This is a genomic window from Streptomyces sp. NPDC031445 (genome assembly GCF_055581365.1).
The window spans coordinates 210,516-231,799 of sequence record NZ_JBVIJO010000013.1; the positions used below are offsets into that span (position 1 = coordinate 210,516).

Sequence of the window (21,284 nt, forward strand, 5' to 3'; positions counted from 1 at the left end):
CTGCCGGCTCAGCAGCCGCCGCAGTTGTAGTAGAGGACGTCCCAGTGGCTGCCCTCGTCGGCATAGATGTTGCCGGAGCCGGACTGGTACTGCGGGGCGCCGTCGCCGCGCAGGCCGATGTAGCCGAAGTTGTTCTTGATGTACGACGTCACACAGGTGTTCTTGCCGTAGTCGAGCTTGTAGCCGTTCCAGTGGGAGTAGGTGCCGGAGGCGTGGCCGGTCTCGGTGCCGCCGGTGATGTTGAGGGCGCAGCCGCTGGCCCGCTTGAGGGTCTGGGCGCCCTGGGCGGTGGCGAGGTTGAGCTGCTCGAAGGAGGTACAGGTGGAGTTGTTGCGGTCGGAGCAGTTGCCCGAGGAGGACCAGGTGATGCCGACGTCGCGGAACATCTGGGTGGCGGTCGCGTGGCTGATCTTGGTGACGGCGAAGGCGTCGGTGGCGGTGCCGAGGACGGCGACGCCGGGGGCGACGACGAGGGCGAGCGCGGTGAGCAGCGAGCGGGTCGTGAGCGGCTTCATGGGGACCTTTCCTGCGGTGGGCCGTGCGTCCTGTGGGTCGGCTGTGCAGGTGGTGCAGCCAGATGGTGCCCGAGCGCTCGGCCGGTGCGCCAGAGGGCGGAATCGATTACTCGGAGCATTCACGGAAACACGCTGCGGATGATGTTGAAAACCGAACCGAATGGGTCTACTGTCTGAGTCGCAGGTTGGTTCAACGTTCAACAAAGATCTCGAGGAGCACGCCATGGGAATCTTCAGCCGCAAGGACACCACCCCCGCCCCCGCCGCGCAGGCCGCCGCCGGCCCCGACCTGACCGCGCTGACCGGCGACTACACCGTCGACCCGTCCCACAGCACGATCGGTTTCGTCGCCCGGCACGCCATGGTCACCAACGTCAAGGGCGGCTTCCAGGACTTCACCGGCACGCTCCACCTCGACGGCGCCGACCCCACCAAGTCCACGGCCACGCTCGACGTCCAGGTGGCCAGCATCGAGACCGGCAACGCCGACCGCGACGGCCACCTGAAGTCGTCCGACTTCTTCAAGATCGACGAGCACCCGGTCATGACGTTCCGCTCCACCAAGGCCGAGTCCCTGGGCGGCGACGACTACCGCATCACCGGCGAGCTGTCCCTGCTCGGCGTCACCAGGCCGCTCACCATCGACCTGGAGTTCAACGGCGCCGCGAAGGACCCGTTCGGCAACGAGCGCGTCGGCTTCGAGGGCAAGGCCGAGATCCTGCGCTCGGAGTGGGGCCTGACCTGGAACGCGGCGCTGGAGACGGGCGGCGTCCTGGTCTCCGACAAGATCAAGCTGGTCTTCGACATCTCGGCGATCAAGAACGCGTGAGCCTCCGGCGGCCGACGGGGGGCGCCACGTCATCCCACGCTCACCGCAGCCGGCCCGGAACGGCCACCTCGTCACCCCGCACCGCGAACTCGCACCACACGATCTTGCCGGGGTTCCGCTCCCCCACCCCCCACTTGTCCGCGAGGGCCGCGACGAGGAGCAGACCCCGGCCGTGTTCCGCCTCCGCAGCCGGCTCCGGGGTCCGCACCTCGCCGGGACCACTGTCGTGCACCTCGACGCGGAGGACGCCGTCCGTGTGCAGGGTCAGCCGCAGGAGGAAGCCGCGGCCCGCGGGCACGCCGTGGAGAAGGGCGTTGGTCGCAAGCTCGCTCACGCACAGCAGTACGTCGTCGCCGCGCTCGGCCGCGGCCCAGTCCGTCAGCGCCTGGCGGGCGAACTCCCGCGCGAGCCGTACCGACCTGCGGTCCCTGCGGTAGAAGGTCTGGCGTGTGCGGGGGTGTCGGGGTTGTGCGTTCATGCCGCGAGTGTCACTGTGCGTCACTACACTGGGTCAGTGAGTGAGGTCGTAGTTCTGATTGCTACGAGTCCACTACGAGAGCTTGGCGTGCATACGGGGGAAGGGAACGGCCATGCACGTGGCATCGAGGCCCAAGAAGGTCGGTTCGTGGTACGCGGTCGGCGCGCTGGTGGCGCACTTCCGGAAGAAGGCCCGCCTCACACAGGAACAGCTCGCGGAGTCGGCGAACCTCGCGGTCGACACGGTGAGGTCGATCGAGCAGGGGAGGCTGGCCCTCCAGCCGGATCGCGCCGAGCAGTTCGATGAACTCCTCGACACCGGTGGGGCGTTAACGGTGGTGGTGGCCAAGCTGCCGGTACGGGACCGGATCGTTCAGTTCGCGCAGGGGTTGGTGGATCATGAGCAGGAGGCGGTGGGCGTCCTCTCGTACCAGAGTCTGGCGGTTCCGGGGCTCCTCCAGACGCCCGAGTACTGCCGCGCCGTGTTCGACTACCGGTACCCGGCGATCGGGAGCGAGACCGCAGAGCAGTGGGTGCAGGCCCGCATGGAACGACAGTTGATCTGGCAGCGGGACAGGCCACCGGTGGGGCACTTCATCCTGGAAGAGAGCATCCTACGGCGGGAGGTCGGCGGGCCGGAGGTAATGCGTGCGCAGATCCGGCAGATCCTGGAGTACACGCGGCCCATTCACATGAGCTTCCAGATCATGCCCATGCACCAGAGGCCTCACGCGGCACTCGACGGACCCATGGTGCTGCTGGAGACTCCGGAGCACGAACGGCTGGTCTACCTGGAAGTCCAGCGCGCGAGCTTCCTCGTGGATGACCCGGATGAGGTCAGCGACTATTACCACAAGTATGGGATGCTGCGGTCACAGGCGCTCTCCTGCGACAAGAGCGAGCGCCTTCTGATGGGACTGCTAGGAGAGTCATGAAGACCGCAGCACTGGCATGGTTCAAGTCGAGCTACAGCGGTAGTGAGGGCGGCGACTGCGTCGAACTCGCGTACACCTGGCGTAAGTCCAGCTACAGCTCCAGCGAAGGCGGCAACTGCGTGGAAGTAGCCGCCCACCCCACCACCATCCACATCCGCGACTCCAAAACCACCCCCGGCCCCACCCTCACCCTCTCCCCCGCCACCTGGACCCGCTTCCTCGACGGCATCGCCCGCTGAGCGGCGGCGCACCGCTCAGAAGTCCCCGCCGAAGTCCCCTCCCCCGCCCCCGCCGTCGAATCCGCCCCCGTCGCCGAAGCCGCCGCTGAAGTCGCCGGGGTCGAAGTCGGTGCCCGAGACGTCGCCGCCCTCGTAGCCGCCGCCCCCGCCGAAGTCGCCGTATCCGGTGCCGTAGTCGGCGGCGTACGACGGGGTCGCCATCACGCTGCCGAGCAGGGTGCCGACGAGGAGGCCGGGGAGGAGGCCGCCGCCGAAGTAGCCGCCGGCCCAGGGGCCGTAGGCCGGGCCCGCGTCCCAGTAGGGGCGGCGGCCGTAGTCGGTGTCGACCTCGCGGATCACCGGGTCGCGGCCGTCGGCCAGACGGGTGGCGTCGGCCGCGCAGACCGGGACCTCGCGCGGGGCGCCGCCGGGCGGGGTCCAGGTGGCGTCGGTGACGGAGGGGCCGTGCCGGGGGTCGAAGAAGCAGGGCGGGCGGCGCTCCGGGAGCGGGCGGCCCTCGCGGCGGGCGGCCAGCTGGGCGAGGGAGAAGCGGCCGTCCTCCACCGCCTCGGTGACCGACCGGACGTCCTCCGGTCTGCGGGCCGCGGCCATGCGCTGCTTGGCGGTCTCGTAGGCGTCCAGCGCGCGCTCGTAGTCGGCGCGCATCGTGTCGTCGGCGCCCGCTTCCGAGGGGTGGAAGTCCAGGCGGTCGAGTTCCTCGCCGAACGCGGTGATGTCCTCGTCCACGACCACCCGCAGCCGGTCCAGGGCGGCCCGCTGCTCGTCCTCGCGGCGCCGCCGGTTGCGGCGGACCAGCGCGTAGGCGCCGCCGCCCGCCGCCACCAGGACGGCGGCCGTCGTGATCAGCGCGGTGGCGGAGGCGCCGCCGCCGGCCGAGCCGCCCCAGCTCCGGGGGGCGTGGCCGCCCATGTTGGCCAGGGCGCGGTCGGTGAAGTCGGTGAGCTGGGCCTTGGCGTCCTCGCCCTGGACGCTGCGGACCAGGTTCTGCCGGGCCGTGGCCGACATGACGGAGGAGTCGGCGCGGGCGTCAAAGCGGTCGCCGAGGCGGATGCCGTACAGGCCGGTGACGCCGGTCGCGGAGCGCAGGTCGGCGAAGAGGCTACCGGTGGGGTATCCGGTCGGGAGGACGGCGATGAACAGGGGTTTGCCGGCGTCCTTGATCCGGGTGGCGAGTGCGCCGGCGTCCGCGGCGGACAGCTGGTCCCGGGCCGCGGGGTCGACGTAGACGGGGCTCTTGCGCAGCGCCTGCGCGATCGTGGAGACGCTGGTGTCCGCACTCGCCCCGGGCGCGAACAGGGTCGTCAGCGCCAGGGCGAGGGCGGTCAGCAGCAGGGCGGGGAGGCTTCGGGTCCGCGGCACGGCCTTCATGTCTAGAAACTACCCGAAGCCTTCCCAAAGCGGTCACTCGTCCGATGGCGGGATCAGACCGCCCGGTACGCCTCCGCCAGCTTCTCCACCGCCTTTCCGTACCCGCCGGTCAGCAGCAGGTGGTCGGCGTCGGCGAAGGGCTTCGCCACGGCCGCCGTGAGGTGGCCGTCCGCCTTCTGCTGGACGAGCAGCCGGGCCTGGGTGACCAGCGCGCGCCCGGTGCGGGCGTCGTGGCGCCGCTCGGCCTTCGCCGCCCGGACGGCGAGGTCGCGCAGGGTGGCCGTACCGCCCTTCGGGACGTCGGTGCGGGTGCTCAGGCCCCAGCCGTACGGGAACTGCGGGTCGTACGCCGTGTCGCCCACGTTGATCGGCAGCTGCGCCTCCGACTTGGGCCAGGTGACCGGGAGCTGTCCGGTGAAGGGGCGCTTGCCGTAGAGGACGTCGGCGACGCCCTCGCCCTCGGTGCCGGGCAGCCAGGACGCGACCAGGGCGTCGATCTCGCCCAGCCGGTCGCCGACGAGCTGCGGGCGGCCGGAGACGATCAGCACCGCGCACTTCATGGCCGCGCACACCTTGTCGACGGCGGCCTGGTCGGCGGCGGACAGCTTCAGGTCGTGGCCGTTGCCGACGTCGCCGACGCCCTCGGCGTACGGGGTCTCGCCGACCACGACCACCCCGACGTCGTAGCCGCCGGTGGGAGCGGAGGCGTCCTTGGAGTAGGTGACGTTCCCGCCCGCCTCGCGCAGGCCCTGGAGAATGGTCGTGCCGGGGACGGTGTTGCCGGAGGCGCCCTGCCAGGTGAGGGTCCAGCCGCCGGTCTGGTTGCCGATGTCGTCGGCGTTGGACCCGGCGACGTACACCTTCTCGCTCTTCTTCAGCGGCAGCAGCCCGCCCGCGTTCTTCAGCAGCACCTGCGACTCGGCGGCGGCCCGGCGGGCGACCTCGCGGTGGGCCGGGGAGCCGATGGCGGCGGCCCCGCTGGTGTCGGCGTACGGGTGCTCGAAGAGGCCGAGCCTGAACTTCTCGGTGAGGATGCGGGAGACGGCGTCGTCGATCCGCTGCTCGCTGATCCGGCCCGCCTTCACCTCGTCGGCGAGCGTGGTGCTGAACTCCTTGTAGGTGTACGGCACCATCATCATGTCGACGCCCGCGTTGACCGAGGTGCGGACGTGGGACGCGTAGTCGCCGGGCAGCTGGTCGATGGCGTTCCAGTCGCTGATGACGAAGCCGTCGAAGCCCATGCGGCCCTTGAGCACGCCGTTGATCATGTCGCCGCGGGCGTGCATCTTCACCGCGCCCTTGCCGTCGCCGGCGATGTCGAGGGAGGAGTACGACGGCATGACCGTGCCGACGCCCCGCTCGACGGCCGTGCGGAACGGCGCGAGGTGGATGTCCTCCAGCTCCTGGCGGGTGACCTTGGTGACGCCCTGGTCGATGGTGTACTTCCCGGTGGTCGAGGAGCCGTACGCGGTGCCGCCGTCGCCGACGAAGTGCTTGGCCGTGGCGAGCACCTTGTCGCCGCGCCCGAGGTCCTGGCCGCCGGCGCGGCCCTGGAGGCCCTGGATCACGGTCTCCATGGACTGCACCAGTGCCGGGTCCTCACCGAAGGACTCGTAGGAGCGGCCCCAGCGTTCGTCGCGGCTCACGCACAGGCAGGGCGCGAAGTCCCAGGGAACGCCGGTCGCGCGGACCTCGGCGGCCGTCACCGCGCCGGTCTGCCGGGCCAGCCGGGGATCGCGGGTGGCGCCGATGCCGACGTTGTGCGGCATGACCGTGGCCCCGGAGAGGTTGTTGTGGCCGTGGACCGCGTCGACGCCGTAGACGAGCGGGATCTGGAACCGGGTCGCCTGGGTGCGCAGCTGGAAGGCGTCGATCATCTTCGCCCAGGCCGCGGGCGTGTTGGGGGTGGGCGTCGAGCCGCCGCCGGAGAGCAGGGAGCCGAGGGCGTAGGCGGCGATGTCGTTCGGCTGGGACATGGCGCCGCGTTCGGCCTGGGTCATCTGGCCGGCCTTCTCCGCCAGGGACATCCGGCTCAGCAGGTCGGCGACCCGCTTCTTCACCGGCAGCTTGGCGTTCAGGTACGGCAGTCCGTGCGCGTCGATCACGACCTGCGGTGTCTCGGCGGGGGCCTTGGCGCCGGTGACCGTGAGCTTCACGGGGACGGTCTCGGCGGGTTCGGCCGCCCGGTCCCGGCGGGTGGGCACGGCGATGGTCCGCGCGGTGCCGGAGGCGGTGCCGGCCGGGAAGGTGAGGGTGCCGGAGACGGGGGTGTAGTCCTGGCCGGCGGTGGCGGTGCCGTCCCCGGTGGTGTAGGTGACGGTCACGGGGTCGGTGAGGGGCTGTTCGCCGGTGGTGGCCACGGTGACCCTGACCTTCGCCGTGCCGCCCTCCTCGACCGGGTACACGGGCGCGTCGGTGCCGACGGTGGCGCGCAGCGCCTGGTCGGCCCTGCCGTACAGCTCGACGTCGTCCATGGCGAAGTCGCCCTTGGCGCCGGCCGGGAGGGTCAGGGCGTAGCCCCACATCTCCTTCAGGCCGAGGACGTGGTCGATGCCGCCGACGGGCTGGTAGTCGGTGCGGTAGGCGAAGTCGGTGAAGGGGAGCTGGATCTGCTTCCAGCCGGTGAAGTCGTCGGTGAAGGAGGTCGTCCACAGCTCGGACGCCTCGCCGTTGGCTCCGCCGTCCTTGATCTCGAAGGGGATCTTCTTGCCGGTGTTCCGCCCCTCCCACCAGAACCGGATGCCCTGGTGGGCGGACCAGTCGTGGGCGGGCGCGGTGGCGGCGAAGTCGTGGGTGAAGCCGCCGTAGCCGCTGATGTCGTAGGTGCCGGCGAGGACCTTGCCGCCCTCGGGGGCGTCGGCGCGGTCGGCCAGGCGGAGCGTGGGCGGGTCGTCGGAGTCGCCGCCCCAGGTGAAGATGCCCTCGGCGGGCTGGGAGGCGAAGGGCACCTCGCCCTCGAAGCGGTCGACGGGTACGGGGGCGGGCTCGTCGGCGGCTCGCGCGGTCGCCGCCCAGGGCAGCAGACCGGCGAGGAGTGCGGCGGAGGCGAGCAGGGCGGTTCTTCGCATGGACCTTCCCTCGGCTCTCGTGGTTCACTCAGGGCTTAGCTCACGCCGTGAGTTAACTAGGGGCACACACCCCCGTCAAGACGACCCGTCAGCTCCGCCGATCCGAGAGGAAGGGCGACGCATCATGAGGAGATCCCCCCGCGCAGTCCGGCTGTTGCTCGCCGGGCTGCTCTCCGCAGCCGGTCTCAGTGTGGCCGTACCCCCCGCGCACGCGGCCGGTGAGCAGGTCACCGCCTGGCTCACCACCACCGACGACGCCGCCGGCCGGCACGTCGTGCGCGGCCTCCAGCCGCAGACGCCGTTCGCCTTCCAGTCCGGGACGGGCGGGAGCGGCGAGAACATCACCGTCGACGAGAACACCCGCTACCAGACCTTCACCGGCGGCGGCGCGTCCTTCACGGACACCGCCGCCTGGCTGATGAACAGCAGCGGGGCGCTGTCCCAGGCGACCCGGGACGCGACCATGCGCAAGCTGTTCTCGCCGACGGACGGCATCGGACTGTCGTTCCTGCGCAATCCGATGGGCGCCTCGGACCTCGCCCGCTACGGCTACACCTACGACGACGTGCCGGCCGGGCAGAGCGACCCGTCCCTGGCGAAGTTCTCCCTCGCGCACGACCTGGCCGACGTCGTCCCGCTGACCCGGCAGGCGCTCCAGCTCAACCCGTCCCTGACGGTGATGGCCTCGCCGTGGACGGCGCCGGCCTGGATGAAGGACAGCGGCTCGCTGAACGGCGGCTGGCTGAAGGCCGAGGACTACGGGGCGTACGCCTCCTACTTCGTGAAGTACCTCCAGGCGTACAAGGACCAGGGCATCAACGTCTCGTACGTCACCGCGCAGAACGAGCCGACCTGCTGTTCCGGCTATCCGTCGATGAGCTGGAACGCGAGCGGCCTCGCGTACTTCACCAAGAGCGAGCTGCTGCCCAGGCTCCAGTCGGCGGGCCTGACCACCAAGGTGCTGGCGCACGACTGGAACTGGGACGTCTACGACTCCTACGCGGCCCAGACCGTGGACGACCCGGCCGTGCGCAACCACCCCAACTTCGGCGGCATCGCCTGGCACGGCTACGGCGGTGACATCACCAAGCAGACCTCCGTGCACAACCAGTACCCGGCGCTGGACGCCTTCGGCACCGAGCACTCCGGCGGCACCTGGATCGCCGACCAGCAGCGCGAGGACATGTCCAACATCATCGACTACACCCGCAACTGGGCGAAGTCGGTGACCAAGTGGTCGCTGGCCGTGGACCAGAACATGGGCCCGCACAACGGCGGCTGCGGCACCTGCACCGGTCTGATCACCGTGCACAACGGCGACGGCGCGAGCGGGACCGTGGACTACACCGTCGAGTACTACGACATGGGCCACCTGACCAAGTTCGTCCGCCCCGGCGCCCAGCGCATAGCCTCCACCGCCTCCACCACGGTGCCGAACGTCGCGTGGCGCAACCCGGACGGCAGCAAGGCGCTGATCGCGTACAACGACTCCTCGTCGGCCCACACCGTGACCGTCAACTGGGGCTCCCAGCACGCCACGTACTCGCTGCCCGGCAACACCTCGGCCACCTTCACCTGGTCCGGCACCCAGTCCGGCGGTGGCGCCAGGACCGGAGCCTTCGTGGGCCTCGCCGGCAAGTGCCTGGACGTGGCGGGCGGTTCGAGCGCCAACGGCACGGCGGTGCAGCTCTACGACTGCAACGGCAGCACGGCCCAGCAGTGGACCGTGCAGGCCGACGGGTCGGTGCAGGCGCTCGGCAAGTGCCTGGACGTGACCTCCGCTTCGACGGCGGACGGCGCCAAGGTGCAGTTGTACGACTGCAACGGAACCGGTGCGCAACGGTGGTCGTACAACGCCGCCACGGGTGATGTGGTGAACACGGCGGCGAACAAGTGCCTCGACGTCACCGACAACTCGTCGGCGAACGGGGCGCGGGCCCAGATCTGGTCGTGCACCGGCGCCGCCAACCAGAAGTGGACCCTGCGGTGAGGCGGTAAGGCGGACCATGCGACGTACGGGGGCCGTGGCGGCGGGGATCGCCGGCGGGATGCTGCTGCTCAGCGGCTGTGGCGCCGCCGACCTGCCGCTCGCGGGGGTATGGGCCGCGCCGGACGGGACGCCGTACGCGGTGTTCCGTCCGTGCGGTGACGACGGCTACCGGGGCCCGGCCCTGGACGGGCGGGCCCGGGGCGCCGGGAAGGGCCCGGTCACCACCGGGTGGGACGTGCGCAAGGACGGCCTGCGCGGCGACGCCGGCTTCCCCCTGTTCGACCCGCCCGCCGCCTGGCACGCCCGCCACCGGGGCACCCGGCACCTTCTGCCCCGGCACCGCTACGTCCTCCGGTTCGGGCACTACGCCGGCGGCGACTCCTACAACGGGGTCGTTGAGTTCACCGGCGAGCAGATCGGCCGGCTGAAACCCGGCCAGGTCTGGGCGGACGACCGGGCGATGAGCCTCGCCGCGTTCGAACGGCTCGCCGCCGGCTCGTGCTGAGCGGCGGCCGCCCGGCGGCTGGGGGACGATGAGGGGGGCCGGTCCCCAGCCGGCCGGCCACCCACCGAGAAAGCGGGATCATGCGCGAGTTCCTGGTCGAGATCACCACCTCGGTGCCCGACGGCACCCCCGGGGAAGAGGTCGCGCGGCGCCGGGCCGCCGAGGCCGTCCGGGCCCGGGAACTGGCCGCCTCCGAACGACCCCGGCCGCGGCTGACGGCCGGTGACCTGGAGCCCTCATGACGACACCGCAGGACCTGTTCCTCGTCAGCCTGGACGTACCGGGCGAGCACCCCGTCGAGCAGGGCGATCTGTCGCTCGCGCTCGCCGGTGCGGAGCTGATCGACCTGCTCGGCGCCCGCGCGCTCACCCTGGACGGCGAGCGCATCGTGCCCGGGCCGGTGCTGACCACGGGTGACCGGCTGCTGGACGAGGCCGGGGCGAAGCTCGTCCGCGAGGAGCCGTACGAGACGGTCGAGGACTGGCTGTGGCGGCGCGGCGAGGGGCTGGCCGTGGCCTACCGGGACGTCCTGGAGGCCGACGGGCAGCTCACCGGGAAGCGCCGGCACTGGTGGCCGGGGCGGGGCGGCACCGAGACCCCGGCCGACACCGCCGCGCGGCGGCACGCGACCGACCGCTGGGACTCCCACGACCCGGTGCTGACGGGCCTCGCGGGCACGCTGGGCATCGAGCCGGACCGGGCGGCCTCCTCCGGACTCGACGACGAGGCGGTGGTCACCGTCCTGGCGGCGGTCGGCGACGCGGTCACCGAGCTGGAGGCGGTGCGCGAGCGGCGCCGCATCGAGAACATCGCCTTCGACAACATCTGGCGGGCGCCCTGAGCGGCGCGGGACCGGCCGGCCGGCGTCACAGGATGAGCTGGCCGATGCCCAGCAGGTTGCCCTCGCTGTCCCGGAACCACGCGCCCCGCTCCGCCTGCGCGCCCTTGCTCGGGTAGTTGCCCTCGATCTCGGCGATGCCGTCCCGGGTGCGCAGGCCGGGCACGTCGACCTCCTGGAACTCGACGCCCCGGCCGCGCAGCTCGGTGACGGCCGCCTCGATGTCGTCCACCTCGAAGGCCATCTGGGTGAAGGTGCCGGGCGAGGCCCCCGTCGAGCGGAACACGACGAAGTCCGCGCCGGCGCAGCGGTACAGCAGCCCGCCGGGCCGTTCGTCCACCGGGTACAGGCCGAGCTTGTCGGCGTAGAAGCGACGGGCCCGGTCCAGGTCCCGGGCCGGCAGCCGGGTGGCGACGCGGGCCCGGGACAGCACGTCTGGGTCTTCTGAGGTCATGCCTCCACTGTGGCTACTCCGCGGGCTCCACGCCCGCGCGGAGGAGGCCGTACGTGTACGCGTCCTCCAGCGCCTGCCAGGAGGCGGCGATGACGTTCTCGGCCACGCCGACCGTGGCCCACTCGCCGGAGCCGTCCGAGGTGGAGATCAGCACCCGGGTGGTGGACTGGGTGCCGTGCTTGCCCTCCAGGATGCGGACCTTGTAGTCGACCAGGTCCAGCTTGGCGAGCTGCGGGTAGATCTTCTCCAGGGCCACGCGCAGGGCGCGGTCCAGGGCGTTGACGGGGCCGTTGCCCTCGGCGGTGGCGACGATCCGCTCGCTCTTGGCCCACAGCTTCACCGTGGCCTCGTTGGCGTGGGTGCCGTCGGGGCGGTCCTCGACGATGGCCCGCCAGGACTCGACCTCGAAGTACTTCAGCGGCCTGCCCTCGGCCTCGGCGCGCAGCAGCAGCTCGAAGGAGGCGTCGGCCGCCTCGTAGCTGTAGCCCTTGAGCTCGCGCTCCTTCACCCGTTCGACCACCCGGCCGACCAGCTCCCGGTCGCCGCTCAGGTCGATGCCCAGCTCCTTGCCCTTCAGCTCGACCGAGGCGCGGCCGGCCATGTCGGAGACGAGCATGCGCATGGTGTTGCCGACCAGCTCGGGGGCGATGTGCTGGTACAGGTCGGGGTCGACCTTGATGGCGGAGGCGTGCAGGCCGGCCTTGTGCGCGAAGGCGGAGACGCCGACGTACGGCTGGTGGGTCGACGGCGTCAGGTTGACGACCTCGGCGATGGCGTGGGAGATGCGGGTCATCTCGCGAAGCCGGCCCTCGGGCAGCACCTTCTTGCCGTACTTCAGTTCCAGGGCGGCGACCACCGGGAACAGGTTGGCGTTGCCGACGCGTTCGCCGTAGCCGTTGGCGGTGCACTGCACGTGGGTGGCGCCCGCGTCGACGGCGGCCAGGGTGTTGGCGACCGCGCAGCCGGTGTCGTCCTGGGCGTGGATGCCGAGCCGGGCGCCGGTGTCGGCGAGGACGGTGGAGACGACCGCGTTGACCTGGGCGGGGAGCATGCCGCCGTTGGTGTCGCACAGGACGACGACGTCGGCGCCGGCTTCCGAGGCGGTGCGGACGACCGCCTTGGCGTACTCGGGGTTGGCGCGGTAGCCGTCGAAGAAGTGCTCGCAGTCGACGAAGACGCGGCGGCCCTGCTCGCGCAGGTACGACACGGTGTCGCGGACCATCTCCAGGTTCTCGTCCAGGGTGGTGCGCAGCGCCAGCTCCACGTGCCGGTCGTGCGACTTGGCGACCAGGGTGATCACCGGGGCGCCGGAGCTGAGCAGTGCCTTGACCTGCGGGTCCTCGGCCGCCGTGCTGCCGGCGCGGCGGGTGGCGCCGAAGGCGACCAGCTGGGCGTGGCGGAAGTCGATCTCCGCCTGCGCGCGGGCGAAGAACTCCGTGTCGCGGGGGTTCGCGCCGGGCCAGCCGCCCTCGATGAAGCCCACGCCGAACTCGTCCAGGTGCCGGGCGATGGCGAGCTTGTCCGCGACGGTGAGGTTGATGCCCTCGCGCTGCGCGCCGTCGCGCAGCGTGGTGTCGAAGACGTGGAACGAGTCGTCGAGCTCGCTGTTTGCCGTCTCGGTCATGTCTCAAGGCTCCTGTGGGAAATCTTCGGTCTTTACCGGAATGACCGGCTCCACCGTTCCTCCATGCTCCCTCGCGCTCCGCCTCCGGCTGCGGGTGGGCCGGAAAACGAAAAAACCCCTCGCGGGTGCGAGAGGTCTGCGCGCGGGTCGAGGACGACGGTGGCCACCCGCACCTGGTCGTACGAGGTGGTCACTGCGGACCGGCGCGCCTGCTGCCGATAATCATGGCGAACGAGAGCACGGGGGCAGTCTGGCACACCCGCGCCCCCGGCTCACCGACCGTCTCAGGATGCGGTCGTCACGCTGGACTCCGCGCGGGCCTTCACGCGGGCCAGATCCAGGTCCTTGGTCTCGCGCATGGCGACGTACACCACGAGGGAGACGGCGGCGCAGCCGGCCACGTACCAGTAGAAGCCGGACTCGATGCCGCCCTTCTTGAACCACAGGGCGACGTACTCGGCGGTGCCGCCGAAGAGGGCGTTGGCGATGGCGTAGGGCAGGGCGACGCCGAGCGCGCGGACGCCGGTCGGGAACAGCTCGGCCTTCACGCAGGCGTTGATCGAGGTGTAGCCGGTGACCACGACCAGCGCGAGCAGGGCGAGGCCGAGGGCGGGCCAGTAGCCGTCCGCGTGCCTGAGCAGCGTCATGACCGGAACCGTCAGGATGGTGGAGCCGACGGCGAACGTGATCAGCAGCGGGCGGCGGCCGATGCGGTCGGACAGGGCGCCCGCGAGCGGCTGGAGGCACGCGAAGACGATCAGCGCGGTGAAGGAGACGAGCGTGGCGGTCTCCTTGGACAGCCCCGCCGAGTTCGACAGGTACTTGGTCAGATAGGTGGTGTACGTGTAGTACGCCACCGTGCCGCCCATGGTGAGGGCGATCACCAGGAACGCCTCCCGCCGGTGCCGCCACAGCGCGCGCAGGGTGCCGCGCTCCTCGGTGTGCGAGGCGTCCTCCTCGTACACCTCCGTCTCCAGCATGGTGTGGCGCAGGTAGAAGACGACGGCCGCGCCGAGCGCGCCGACGACGAACGGGATGCGCCAGCCGTAGCTGTGCAGGGCGTCGTCGGACAGGGTGCGCTGGAGGACGATCTGGAGGCCGAGGCCGGCGATCTGGCCGGCGGTCATGGACACGTACTGGAAGCTGGACGCGAAGCCGCGCCGCCCCGGGTCCGACGCCTCGGTCAGATAGGTGGCGCTGGCCGCGTACTCGCCGCCCACCGACAGGCCCTGGAGCAGGCGGGCGACGAGCAGCACGAGGGCCCCGCCGTAGCCGGCGACGCCGTAGGTGGGGGCGACGGCGATGAGGACCGCCGAGGCCGACATGAGCGTGACGGTCAGGGTCAGTGCCGCCTTGCGGCCCTTGCGGTCACCGACCCTGCCCAGCAGCCAGCCGCCGACGGGGCGCATGAAGAAGCCGACGGCGAAGATGCCGGCGGTGTTCATCAGCTGGGCGGTGGGGTTGCCGCTGGGGAAGAAGGCACCGGCGAAGTACGTGGCGAAGCTCGCGTACACGAACCAGTCGAACCACTCGACCATGTTGCCCGCCGAGCCGACCCAGATCCTCTTCCAGTGTTGTCGTCCCATGGGCCGTTACCTGCCCGTCTGCGGAGGAAAGGATTCCGATGCGCCGCCGGACGTGCGCCCCTAGGGGGTGGCGGCGAGCCCGTCCTCGATGAACTCCCGGACGTGCGCGAGGACTTGGCTCCTGTCCGTGCCCCGCAGCCCGATCGCCACGTGGATGGAGAACCCGTCCAGCAGCGCGCGCAGCCTCGTCGCGAAGCGGTCCGCGTCCACCGGGCGGAACTCCCCCCGTGAGATCCCCTCGGCGATCAGGGCGACCAGGTCGCGGTGCCACGCGCCCTCGATCGCCGCCTGCCGGGCCCGGGCGTCCTCGTCGGCGTTCTGCGAGCGGTTCCAGACCTCCAGCCACAGGGTCCAGTGCGGATCGCGGTGCCCGTCGGGGACGTACAGGTCGACGTACCCGGACAGCCGCTCCCGCGCGCTCCCGGTACGGGCCAGCAGCCGCCCCCGTTCCGCGCCCAGCCGGCCCTCGCTCCACTCCAGCGTCTGGAGCAGCAGCTCGTCCTTGGAGCGGAAGTAGTACAGCAGGTGGCCGCTGCTCATGCCGACCTCGCGGCCCAGCCCCGCCATGGTGAGCTTCTCCAGACCGCACTCGGCGATCATGTCCATGGCGGCGGCGAGGACCGCCTCGCGCGGCGGCGCGTTCCTGCGCGCCCGGCCCGCACCGGTCATCTGCCGCTCCCGTGTGTGTCAGACCCTCGGCTGCTGTTGCGTGATGCAGTGGATGCCGCCCCCGCCAGCGAAGATCGTACGCGCGTCCACCAGCGTCACCGTCCGCTCCGGGAACAGGCGCCGGAAGATCCCGGCGGCGGTCTCGTCGCGCGGGTCGTCGAAGCCGCACAGCACCACGCCGCCGTTGCAGAGGTAGTGGTTGATGTAGGAGTAGTCGGCCCAGTGGCCGTCCGCCTCCAGGGCGGTGGGCGCGGGCACCTCCACGACCTCCAGGCGGCGGCCCCGGGCGTCGGTCGCCGACCTCAGCAGGCCGATGACCTCCTGGGTGACCTCGTGGTCGGGGTGGGCCGGGTCCGGCTGGTGGTGGGCGACCACGACGCCCGGCCGGGCGAACGCGGCGACGATGTCGACGTGGCCGAGGGTGCCGAAGCCGTGGGGAGGGTAGTCGCCGGTCAGGCCGCGCGGCAGCCATATCGCCTTGCTGGTGCCGAGGTGGGCGTGGATCTCCGCCTCGGCCTCCTCCTTGGTCCAGTCGGGGTTGCGCTCGGGACCGAGCTGCACGGTCTCGGTGAGCAGCACGGTGCCCTCGCCGTCGACGTGGATCGCGCCGCCCTCGTTGACCAGCTTCGAGGCGTACGTCGTGGCGCCCGCGAGGCCGGAGACGTACGCGCCGATCCGGGAGTCGTGCTCCCAGCGGGCCCATGCCTGGGCGCCCCAGCCGTTGAACGTCCAGTCCACGGCGGCCAGCCGGCCCCGGCCGTCGGTGAGGAAGGTGGGGCCGATGTCCCGCATCCACGCGTCGTCCAGCTCGCGCTCGACCGTGTCGACGCCGGGGCCGAGCAGCGCCCGGGCCTCCTGCGACTGGCCGGGGCCGCACACGACCGTCACCGGTTCGAAGCGGCGGACGGCGCGGGCCACGGACGCCCAGGCGGTCCGGGCGGCGGCCAGGTCGTCCGGGTCGTCGAAGGTGGGGTTGGGGCTCGGCCAGGCCATCCAGGTGCGCTCGTGGGGGGCCCACTCGGCGGGCATGCGGAAGCCGTCGGCGGCGGGGGTGCTCATGGCGCGGGTCCTTAGAGGAAGTAGAGGCGGTTGAGGGAGACGGAGTCGGCCGGTTCCGAGCGGATCGGGTCGCCGTCGAGGGTGACCAGCCCGGTGCGCCGGTCGACGTCCACCGCTCCGGTACGGGAGTTCAGCCGCAGGTCGGCGGGGCCGATGCCGCGGGTGCCGCGCACGGCGACCCTTCTGCGCCGGGTCGGCATCCGGTCGTCGCCCTGGTCGACGGCGGCGCGGGCGACGAACGCCACGGAGAGATCGGCGGCCGTGGCGCCGTACGCCCCGAACTGCGGGCCCAGGACGAGGGGTTCGCAGGTGTCGGTGGCCGCGTTGGGGTCGCCGACCACGCCGTACGCCGGGAAGCCGGCCTTGAGGACGAGCTGCGGTTTGGCCCCGAAGTACTCCGGGCGCCACAGCACGATGTCGGCGAGCTTGCCCACCTCGATCGAGCCGACCTCGTGCGACAGCCCGTGCGCGATGGCCGGGTTGATGGTCAGCTTGGCCAGGTAGCGCAGGACGCGCGCGTTGTCGTCGTTCTCGCCGTCGCCGGCCTGCCCGTCATGGGGAAGCAGGGGCCCCAGCTCGGCCTTCATCTTGCCGGCCATGGCGAAGGTGCGGCGGACCGTCTCACCGGCCCGGCCCATGCCCTGGGCGTCGGAGGAGGTGATGCCGATCGCGCCCAGGTCGTGCAGCACGTCCTCGGCGCCCATGGTGCCGGCCCGGATCCGGTCGCGGGCCATGGCGGCGTCGCCGGGCAGGTCGGGCTTCAGGTCGTGGACGGAGACGATCATGCCGTAGTGCTCGGCGACCGCGTCCCGGCCGAAGGGCAGGGTGGGGTTGGTGGAGGAGCCGATGACGTTCGGCACGCCGGCCATCTTCAGCACGTTGGGCACGTGTCCGCCGCCGCAGCCCTCGATGTGGAAGGCGTGGATCGTGCGGCCCTCCAGCACCCGCAGGGTGTCCTCGACCGACAGGCACTCGTTCAGCCCGTCGCTGTGCAGGGCGACCTGGACGTCGTGCTCCTCGGCGACCCGGAGCGCGGTGTCCAGCGCGCGGGTGTGGGCGCCCATGTCCTCGTGCACCTTGAAGCCGGAGGCACCACCCTCGGCCAGGGCCTCCACGAGCGGCGCCGCGTGGGAGGACGAACCCCGGCCCAGGAAGCCGATGTTGACCGGCCAGGCGTCGAAGGCGTTGAAGGCGTGCCGCAGCGCCCAGGGCGAGTTCACGCCGACGCCCCACACCGGGCCGAACTCCTGCCCGATGATCGTGGTGACGCCGGAGGCGAGGGACGCCTCCATGATGCGCGGCGACAGCAGGTGCACATGGGTGTCGACGGCCCCGGCGGTGGCGATCAGCCCCTCGCCGGAGACGATCGAGGTGCCGGTGCCGACGACGACGTCCACGCCGTCCAGGGTGTCCGGGTTGCCGGCCCGCCCGATGGCGCAGACGCGGCCCTCGCGGATGCCGATGGACACCTTCCTGATCCCCAGCACCGCGTCGATCACGACGACGTTGCTGATCACGACGTCGCAGGTGTCCCGGACGGCGGCGGCCTTCAGGTGCAGTCCGTCGCGGGCGGTCTTGCCGAAGCCGGCCAGGAACTCGTCGCCGTACTTCTGCGAGTCGGACTCGACGCGGACGGTGAGCCCGGAGTCGCCGAGGCGGATGCGGTCGCCGGCGCGGGGGCCGTGGGTGGCGGCGTAGGCGTGCGGGTCGATGTGGACCGACCGGCTCACCTCGCGTCCCTTCGAGCGGCTCATCGCTCCTCGTCTCCTTCCGGTGCGGCTCCCAGGTATCCGCAGGCGGCGGCCCTGCGGAGGGCTTCCTCCTGCGCGCCCGGCGCGTCCAGCGGCCCGTCGACCAGTCCGGCGAAGCCGATCGCGACGCGCTCGCCGCCGATCGGCACGAGCCCGACCTCCTCGCTCTCCCCCGGCCCGAAGCGGACCGAGGACCCGGCGGGCACGGCGAGCCGCATGCCGTAGGCCCGCTCGCGGTCGAAGTCGAGGCGCGGGTTGGCCTCGAAGAAGTGGAAGTGGGAGGTGACGGAGACCGGCACGCTCGCGGTGTTGGTGACGCGCAGCCGGACGACGGGCCCGGGGTCGGCGTGGCCGGGGCCGGGGAGCAGGGCGCCCGGGGCGTCGGCGCCCAGGCCCCCGCCGATGGGGTCGGAGACGACCGCGAGCCGGGAGCCGTCGTCGAAGACGGCCTCGACCATCACCTCGGCGACGACGTCGGCGACGCCGGGCAGGACGTCCTCGGGGCCGAGCACGGAACGGGCCGCCTCGACGGCCTCCGCGAGCCGCTTGCCGTCGCGGGCGGCCTCGCAGACGGTGTCCGCGATCAGCGCGGTGGCCTCGGGCACGTTCAGCCTCAGGCCGCGCGCCCGGCGGGCCCGGGCCAGCTCGGCGGCCCCGAAGAGCAGCAGCCGGTCACGTTCCGTGGGGGTCAGTCTCACGACCCGGCACCTCCTTGGCTTCCCCAATTTGAGCATCACTCTAAACAGAGAAGCCGGGAAAGAGAAGCACCGTCCGAACGTACTGATCCCTTGAGTTTGAGCAACGCTCTAACTCGGGCGTGCGGCGGGGCACCCAACGACAAGCGCCCCGAGGGGGTGCGGGGGACCACGTGACCGGCCGAACCGGCCCGCGGACGCCCGGCACCCCTCCGGGGCGCTTCAGGCCGTGTCCCTAACCGACCCGGTGCATCCAGCCGTGCTTGTCCTCGGTCAGGCCCCGCTGGATGCCGAGCAGCGCCTCGCGCAGACGCCCGGTGACCGGCCCGGGGGTGCCGTCGCCGTGGGACCACTGGTCGGTCCTGGTCTTGACGTGGCCGATCGGCGTGACCACGGCGGCGGTACCGCACGCGAACACCTCGGTCAGCGCGCCGGACGCGGCGTCCTCACGCCACTGCTGGAGGGTGATCACGCCCTCCTCGGCGGTGTAGCCGAGGTCACGGGCGACCTGGAGGAGGGAGTCACGGGTGATGCCCTCCAGGATGGAGCCGGTGAGCGACGGGGTGACGATCCGGTCGCCGTAGACGAACGCGACGTTCATGCTGCCGCTCTCCTCGACCTTGGTGCGGGTGACCGCGTCGAGGTACACGACCTGGTCGCAGCCGTGCGCGGCGGCCTCGGCCTGCGGCAGCAGGGACGCGGCGTAGTTGCCGCCGGTCTTGGCGTCGCCGGTGCCGCCCGGCACGGCGCGGACGTGGTCCTCGGAGACCCAGATGGTGACCGGCTTCACCCCGCCGGCGAAGTACGCGCCGGACGGGGAGGCGATCAGCATGAACAGGTACTCGTTCGCCGGGTGGACGCCGAGCGCGGCCTCCGTGGCGAACATGAACGGCCGCAGGTACAGGGAGGCCTCGCCGCCGTGCGGCGGGACCCAGTCGGCGTCCTGGGTGAGCAGCGCGTCCAGCGCGGCGACGAACAGCTCCTCGGGCAGCTCGGCCATGGCCATGCGGCGGGCGGAGTTGCGGAAGCGGCGGGCGTTGGCCTCGGGACGGAACAGCGCGACCGAGCCGTCGGGCTGGCGGTACGCCTTCAGGCCCTCGAAGATCTCCTGGCCGTAGTGCAGGACGTGCGTGGAGGGGTCCAGGGAGATCGGCCCGTACGGAACGAGCTGCCCGTCGTGCCAGCCACGGCCCTCGGTCCACTTGATCGTCACCATGTGGTCGGTGAAGTGGCGGCCGAACCCCGGGTTGGCCAGGATGGCCTCGCGTTCCGCGGCGGCGAGCGGGCTGGCAGAGGGCTTGAGCTCGATCGTGGGCGTCGTCATGAGTGATTGTCCTTCACCGGTTGTAGTGACGGGCCGCGCTCACGCCTGTGCTCCCGGTCGTCGGTGCTGGGACGTCCGAGCATTCCCTCATACCGCGGCTCCGCGTTCGATTATCGCGCGGGCGGCGGTAGTGGACGGAATCGGGGTGAAGCGGTCCAGGGGTTGATGGTGGCACCCGGCGAGGCACAGGAAAAGCCGCCGGGTGCGGTTGCGACCCGGCGGCTCGGTGTAGCGCGGCGGGTCAGCCGGCTACGCGTACGGCGAGCGCGTCGCCGATCCCGGAGGTGCTCCGGGCGGGCTGCCCGGCGCGCTCGGTGAGGTCGGCGGCGACCGCCGCGTCGATCCGGTCGGCCTCGGTGTCGTAGCCGAGGTGGCGCAGCAGCAGCGCGACGGACAGGACGGTGGCGGTGGGGTCGGCCTTGCCCTGGCCGGCGATGTCCGGGGCCGAGCCGTGGACCGGCTCGAACATGGACGGGAACTCGCGGGTGGGGTTGATGTTGCCGGAGGCGGCCACGCCGATGCCGCCGGAGACGGCCGCGGCGAGGTCGGTGATGATGTCGCCGAAGAGGTTGTCGGTGACGATGACGTCGAACCGGCCCGGGTCGGTGACCAGGTAGATGGTCGCGGCGTCGACGTGGATGTAGTCCGTGGTGACCTCGGGGTACTCCTCGGCCACCTTGTTGAAGACGTTCGTCCACAGGTGCCCGGCGAAGGTCAGCACGTTGTTCTTGTGGACCAGCGTGAGCTTCTTGCGCGGGCGGGCCTGGGCGCGCGCGAAGGCGTCGCGGACGACGCGCTCGACACCGTAGGCCGTGTTGACGGACACCTCGGTGGCCACCTCGTGCGCGGTGCCCTTGCGGATGGTGCCGCCGTTGCCCGTGTACGGGCCCTCGGTGCCCTCGCGGACGACGACGAAGTCGATCTCCGGCTGGCCGGCGAGCGGGGTGGCGACACCCGGGAGCAGCTTCGACGGACGCAGGTTGACGTGGTGGTCGAAGGCGAAGCGGAGCTTGAGCAGGAAGCCGCGCTCCAGGACGCCGGACGGCACCGACGGGTCGCCGATGGCGCCCAGCAGGATGGCGTCGTGCTGCTTGAGGGAGGCGAGGTCGGCGTCGGTGAGGGTCTCACCGGTGGCGTGGTAGCGCTTGGCGCCGAAGTCGTACTCCTTGGTCTCCAGCTTCACATCCTGCGGCAGGACGGCGGAGAGGACCTTGAGACCCTCGGCCACGACCTCCTGGCCGATGCCGTCACCGGGGATCACTGCGAGATTGATGCTGCGAGACATGCGGGCACCCTACTCCTCGTCCCAGGTGATGACACGTAGCGTCCGCCATGCGGACAGCGGGACGTGTTCCCGG

19 protein-coding genes and 1 pseudogene are annotated in these 21,284 nt (G+C 71.6%); 7 read left to right on the forward strand and 13 right to left on the reverse strand.

Features of this window, described 5'->3' with window-relative positions; translation table 11 throughout:
* Positions 1-8 precede the first annotated feature (8 nt).
* Positions 9-515, reverse strand: a complete 507-nt coding sequence (locus ACZ5DC_RS30455) for a hypothetical protein (protein WP_171152516.1) — start codon at positions 513-515, stop codon at positions 9-11.
* Positions 516-738: 223 nt separating this feature from the next.
* On the opposite strand from ACZ5DC_RS30455, the gene ACZ5DC_RS30460 reads away from it, so the two are divergent.
* Entirely contained in the window at positions 739-1,344 is a 606-nt protein-coding gene (locus ACZ5DC_RS30460) for a YceI family protein (RefSeq protein WP_468657971.1), read from the forward strand.
* A gap of 40 nt (positions 1,345-1,384) precedes the next feature.
* Here ACZ5DC_RS30460 and ACZ5DC_RS30465 read toward each other — a convergent pair whose 3' ends face one another.
* Positions 1,385-1,822, reverse strand: a complete 438-nt coding sequence (locus ACZ5DC_RS30465) for an ATP-binding protein (protein ID WP_468657973.1) — start codon at positions 1,820-1,822, stop codon at positions 1,385-1,387.
* Positions 1,823-1,934: 112 nt separating this feature from the next.
* On the opposite strand from ACZ5DC_RS30465, the gene ACZ5DC_RS30470 reads away from it, so the two are divergent.
* A complete protein-coding gene (locus tag ACZ5DC_RS30470; RefSeq protein ID WP_468657975.1) occupies positions 1,935-2,756 on the forward strand; it encodes a helix-turn-helix domain-containing protein in 822 nt (273 codons plus the stop codon).
* Positions 2,753-2,995 carry a DUF397 domain-containing protein gene (locus ACZ5DC_RS30475; protein ID WP_225811789.1) on the forward strand — a complete coding sequence of 81 codons (243 nt, stop codon included), beginning with the start codon at positions 2,753-2,755 and terminating at the stop codon, positions 2,993-2,995. The genes ACZ5DC_RS30470 and ACZ5DC_RS30475 overlap by 4 nt, the downstream gene beginning before the upstream one ends.
* Before the next feature lie 15 nt (positions 2,996-3,010).
* Here ACZ5DC_RS30475 and ACZ5DC_RS30480 read toward each other — a convergent pair whose 3' ends face one another.
* A complete protein-coding gene (locus tag ACZ5DC_RS30480) occupies positions 3,011-4,363 on the reverse strand; it encodes a hypothetical protein (protein WP_468657977.1) in 1,353 nt (450 codons plus the stop codon).
* Between the two features lie 53 nt (positions 4,364-4,416).
* Positions 4,417-7,431 carry a glycoside hydrolase family 3 protein gene (locus ACZ5DC_RS30485; RefSeq protein ID WP_468657979.1) on the reverse strand — a complete coding sequence of 1,005 codons (3,015 nt, stop codon included), beginning with the start codon at positions 7,429-7,431 and terminating at the stop codon, positions 4,417-4,419.
* Between the two features lie 124 nt (positions 7,432-7,555).
* Here ACZ5DC_RS30485 and ACZ5DC_RS30490 point away from each other — a divergent pair, with 124 nt between their 5' ends.
* The 4 genes and pseudogenes from ACZ5DC_RS30490 to ACZ5DC_RS30505 all read left to right on the forward strand — a co-directional run bounded on the left by ACZ5DC_RS30490 (position 7,556) and on the right by ACZ5DC_RS30505 (position 10,767).
* Complete coding sequence (locus ACZ5DC_RS30490) at positions 7,556-9,421, forward strand: ricin-type beta-trefoil lectin domain protein (RefSeq protein WP_468657981.1); 1,866 nt, start codon at positions 7,556-7,558, stop codon at positions 9,419-9,421.
* A 16-nt stretch (positions 9,422-9,437) separates the two neighbouring features.
* Positions 9,438-9,926, forward strand: coding sequence for a hypothetical protein (locus tag ACZ5DC_RS30495; RefSeq protein ID WP_468657983.1), 489 nt, complete (start codon positions 9,438-9,440; stop codon positions 9,924-9,926).
* Between the two features lie 80 nt (positions 9,927-10,006).
* A pseudogene (locus tag ACZ5DC_RS30500) lies at positions 10,007-10,120 on the forward strand (muconolactone Delta-isomerase family protein); the annotation flags it as partial.
* A gap of 44 nt (positions 10,121-10,164) precedes the next feature.
* Positions 10,165-10,767 (forward strand): GOLPH3/VPS74 family protein, encoded by a 603-nt coding sequence (locus tag ACZ5DC_RS30505; RefSeq protein WP_468657985.1) that lies wholly within the window; start codon positions 10,165-10,167, stop codon positions 10,765-10,767.
* A gap of 25 nt (positions 10,768-10,792) precedes the next feature.
* Here ACZ5DC_RS30505 and ACZ5DC_RS30510 read toward each other — a convergent pair whose 3' ends face one another.
* From ACZ5DC_RS30510 to ACZ5DC_RS30550, 9 genes are all read right to left on the reverse strand, one after another.
* Positions 10,793-11,218, reverse strand: a complete 426-nt coding sequence (locus ACZ5DC_RS30510) for a VOC family protein (RefSeq protein WP_468657987.1) — start codon at positions 11,216-11,218, stop codon at positions 10,793-10,795.
* 13 nt (positions 11,219-11,231) lie between these two features.
* Positions 11,232-12,842, reverse strand: coding sequence for a citramalate synthase (cimA, locus tag ACZ5DC_RS30515; RefSeq protein ID WP_468657989.1), 1,611 nt, complete (start codon positions 12,840-12,842; stop codon positions 11,232-11,234).
* A gap of 284 nt (positions 12,843-13,126) precedes the next feature.
* The gene (locus ACZ5DC_RS30520; protein ID WP_468657991.1) at positions 13,127-14,428 is read right to left on the reverse strand and encodes an MFS transporter; all 1,302 of its coding nucleotides are present in this window, start codon (positions 14,426-14,428) and stop codon (positions 13,127-13,129) included.
* 60 nt (positions 14,429-14,488) lie between these two features.
* Positions 14,489-15,097, reverse strand: a complete 609-nt coding sequence (locus ACZ5DC_RS30525) for a TetR/AcrR family transcriptional regulator (protein WP_468657993.1) — start codon at positions 15,095-15,097, stop codon at positions 14,489-14,491.
* An 18-nt stretch (positions 15,098-15,115) separates the two neighbouring features.
* On the reverse strand, positions 15,116-16,156 hold the full coding sequence (locus ACZ5DC_RS30530) for an agmatine deiminase family protein (RefSeq protein WP_468657995.1): 1,041 nt from the start codon (positions 16,154-16,156) through the stop codon (positions 15,116-15,118).
* 11 nt (positions 16,157-16,167) lie between these two features.
* Complete coding sequence (locus ACZ5DC_RS30535; protein WP_468657997.1) at positions 16,168-17,910, reverse strand: urease subunit alpha; 1,743 nt, start codon at positions 17,908-17,910, stop codon at positions 16,168-16,170.
* Positions 17,907-18,605, reverse strand: a complete 699-nt coding sequence (gene ureA / locus ACZ5DC_RS30540) for an urease subunit gamma (protein WP_468657999.1) — start codon at positions 18,603-18,605, stop codon at positions 17,907-17,909. The genes ACZ5DC_RS30535 and ureA overlap by 4 nt, the downstream gene beginning before the upstream one ends.
* Before the next feature lie 232 nt (positions 18,606-18,837).
* Positions 18,838-19,926 (reverse strand): branched-chain amino acid aminotransferase, encoded by a 1,089-nt coding sequence (locus tag ACZ5DC_RS30545; RefSeq protein WP_468658001.1) that lies wholly within the window; start codon positions 19,924-19,926, stop codon positions 18,838-18,840.
* Between the two features lie 241 nt (positions 19,927-20,167).
* Complete coding sequence (locus ACZ5DC_RS30550; RefSeq protein WP_468658003.1) at positions 20,168-21,211, reverse strand: 3-isopropylmalate dehydrogenase; 1,044 nt, start codon at positions 21,209-21,211, stop codon at positions 20,168-20,170.
* Positions 21,212-21,284 lie beyond the last annotated feature (73 nt).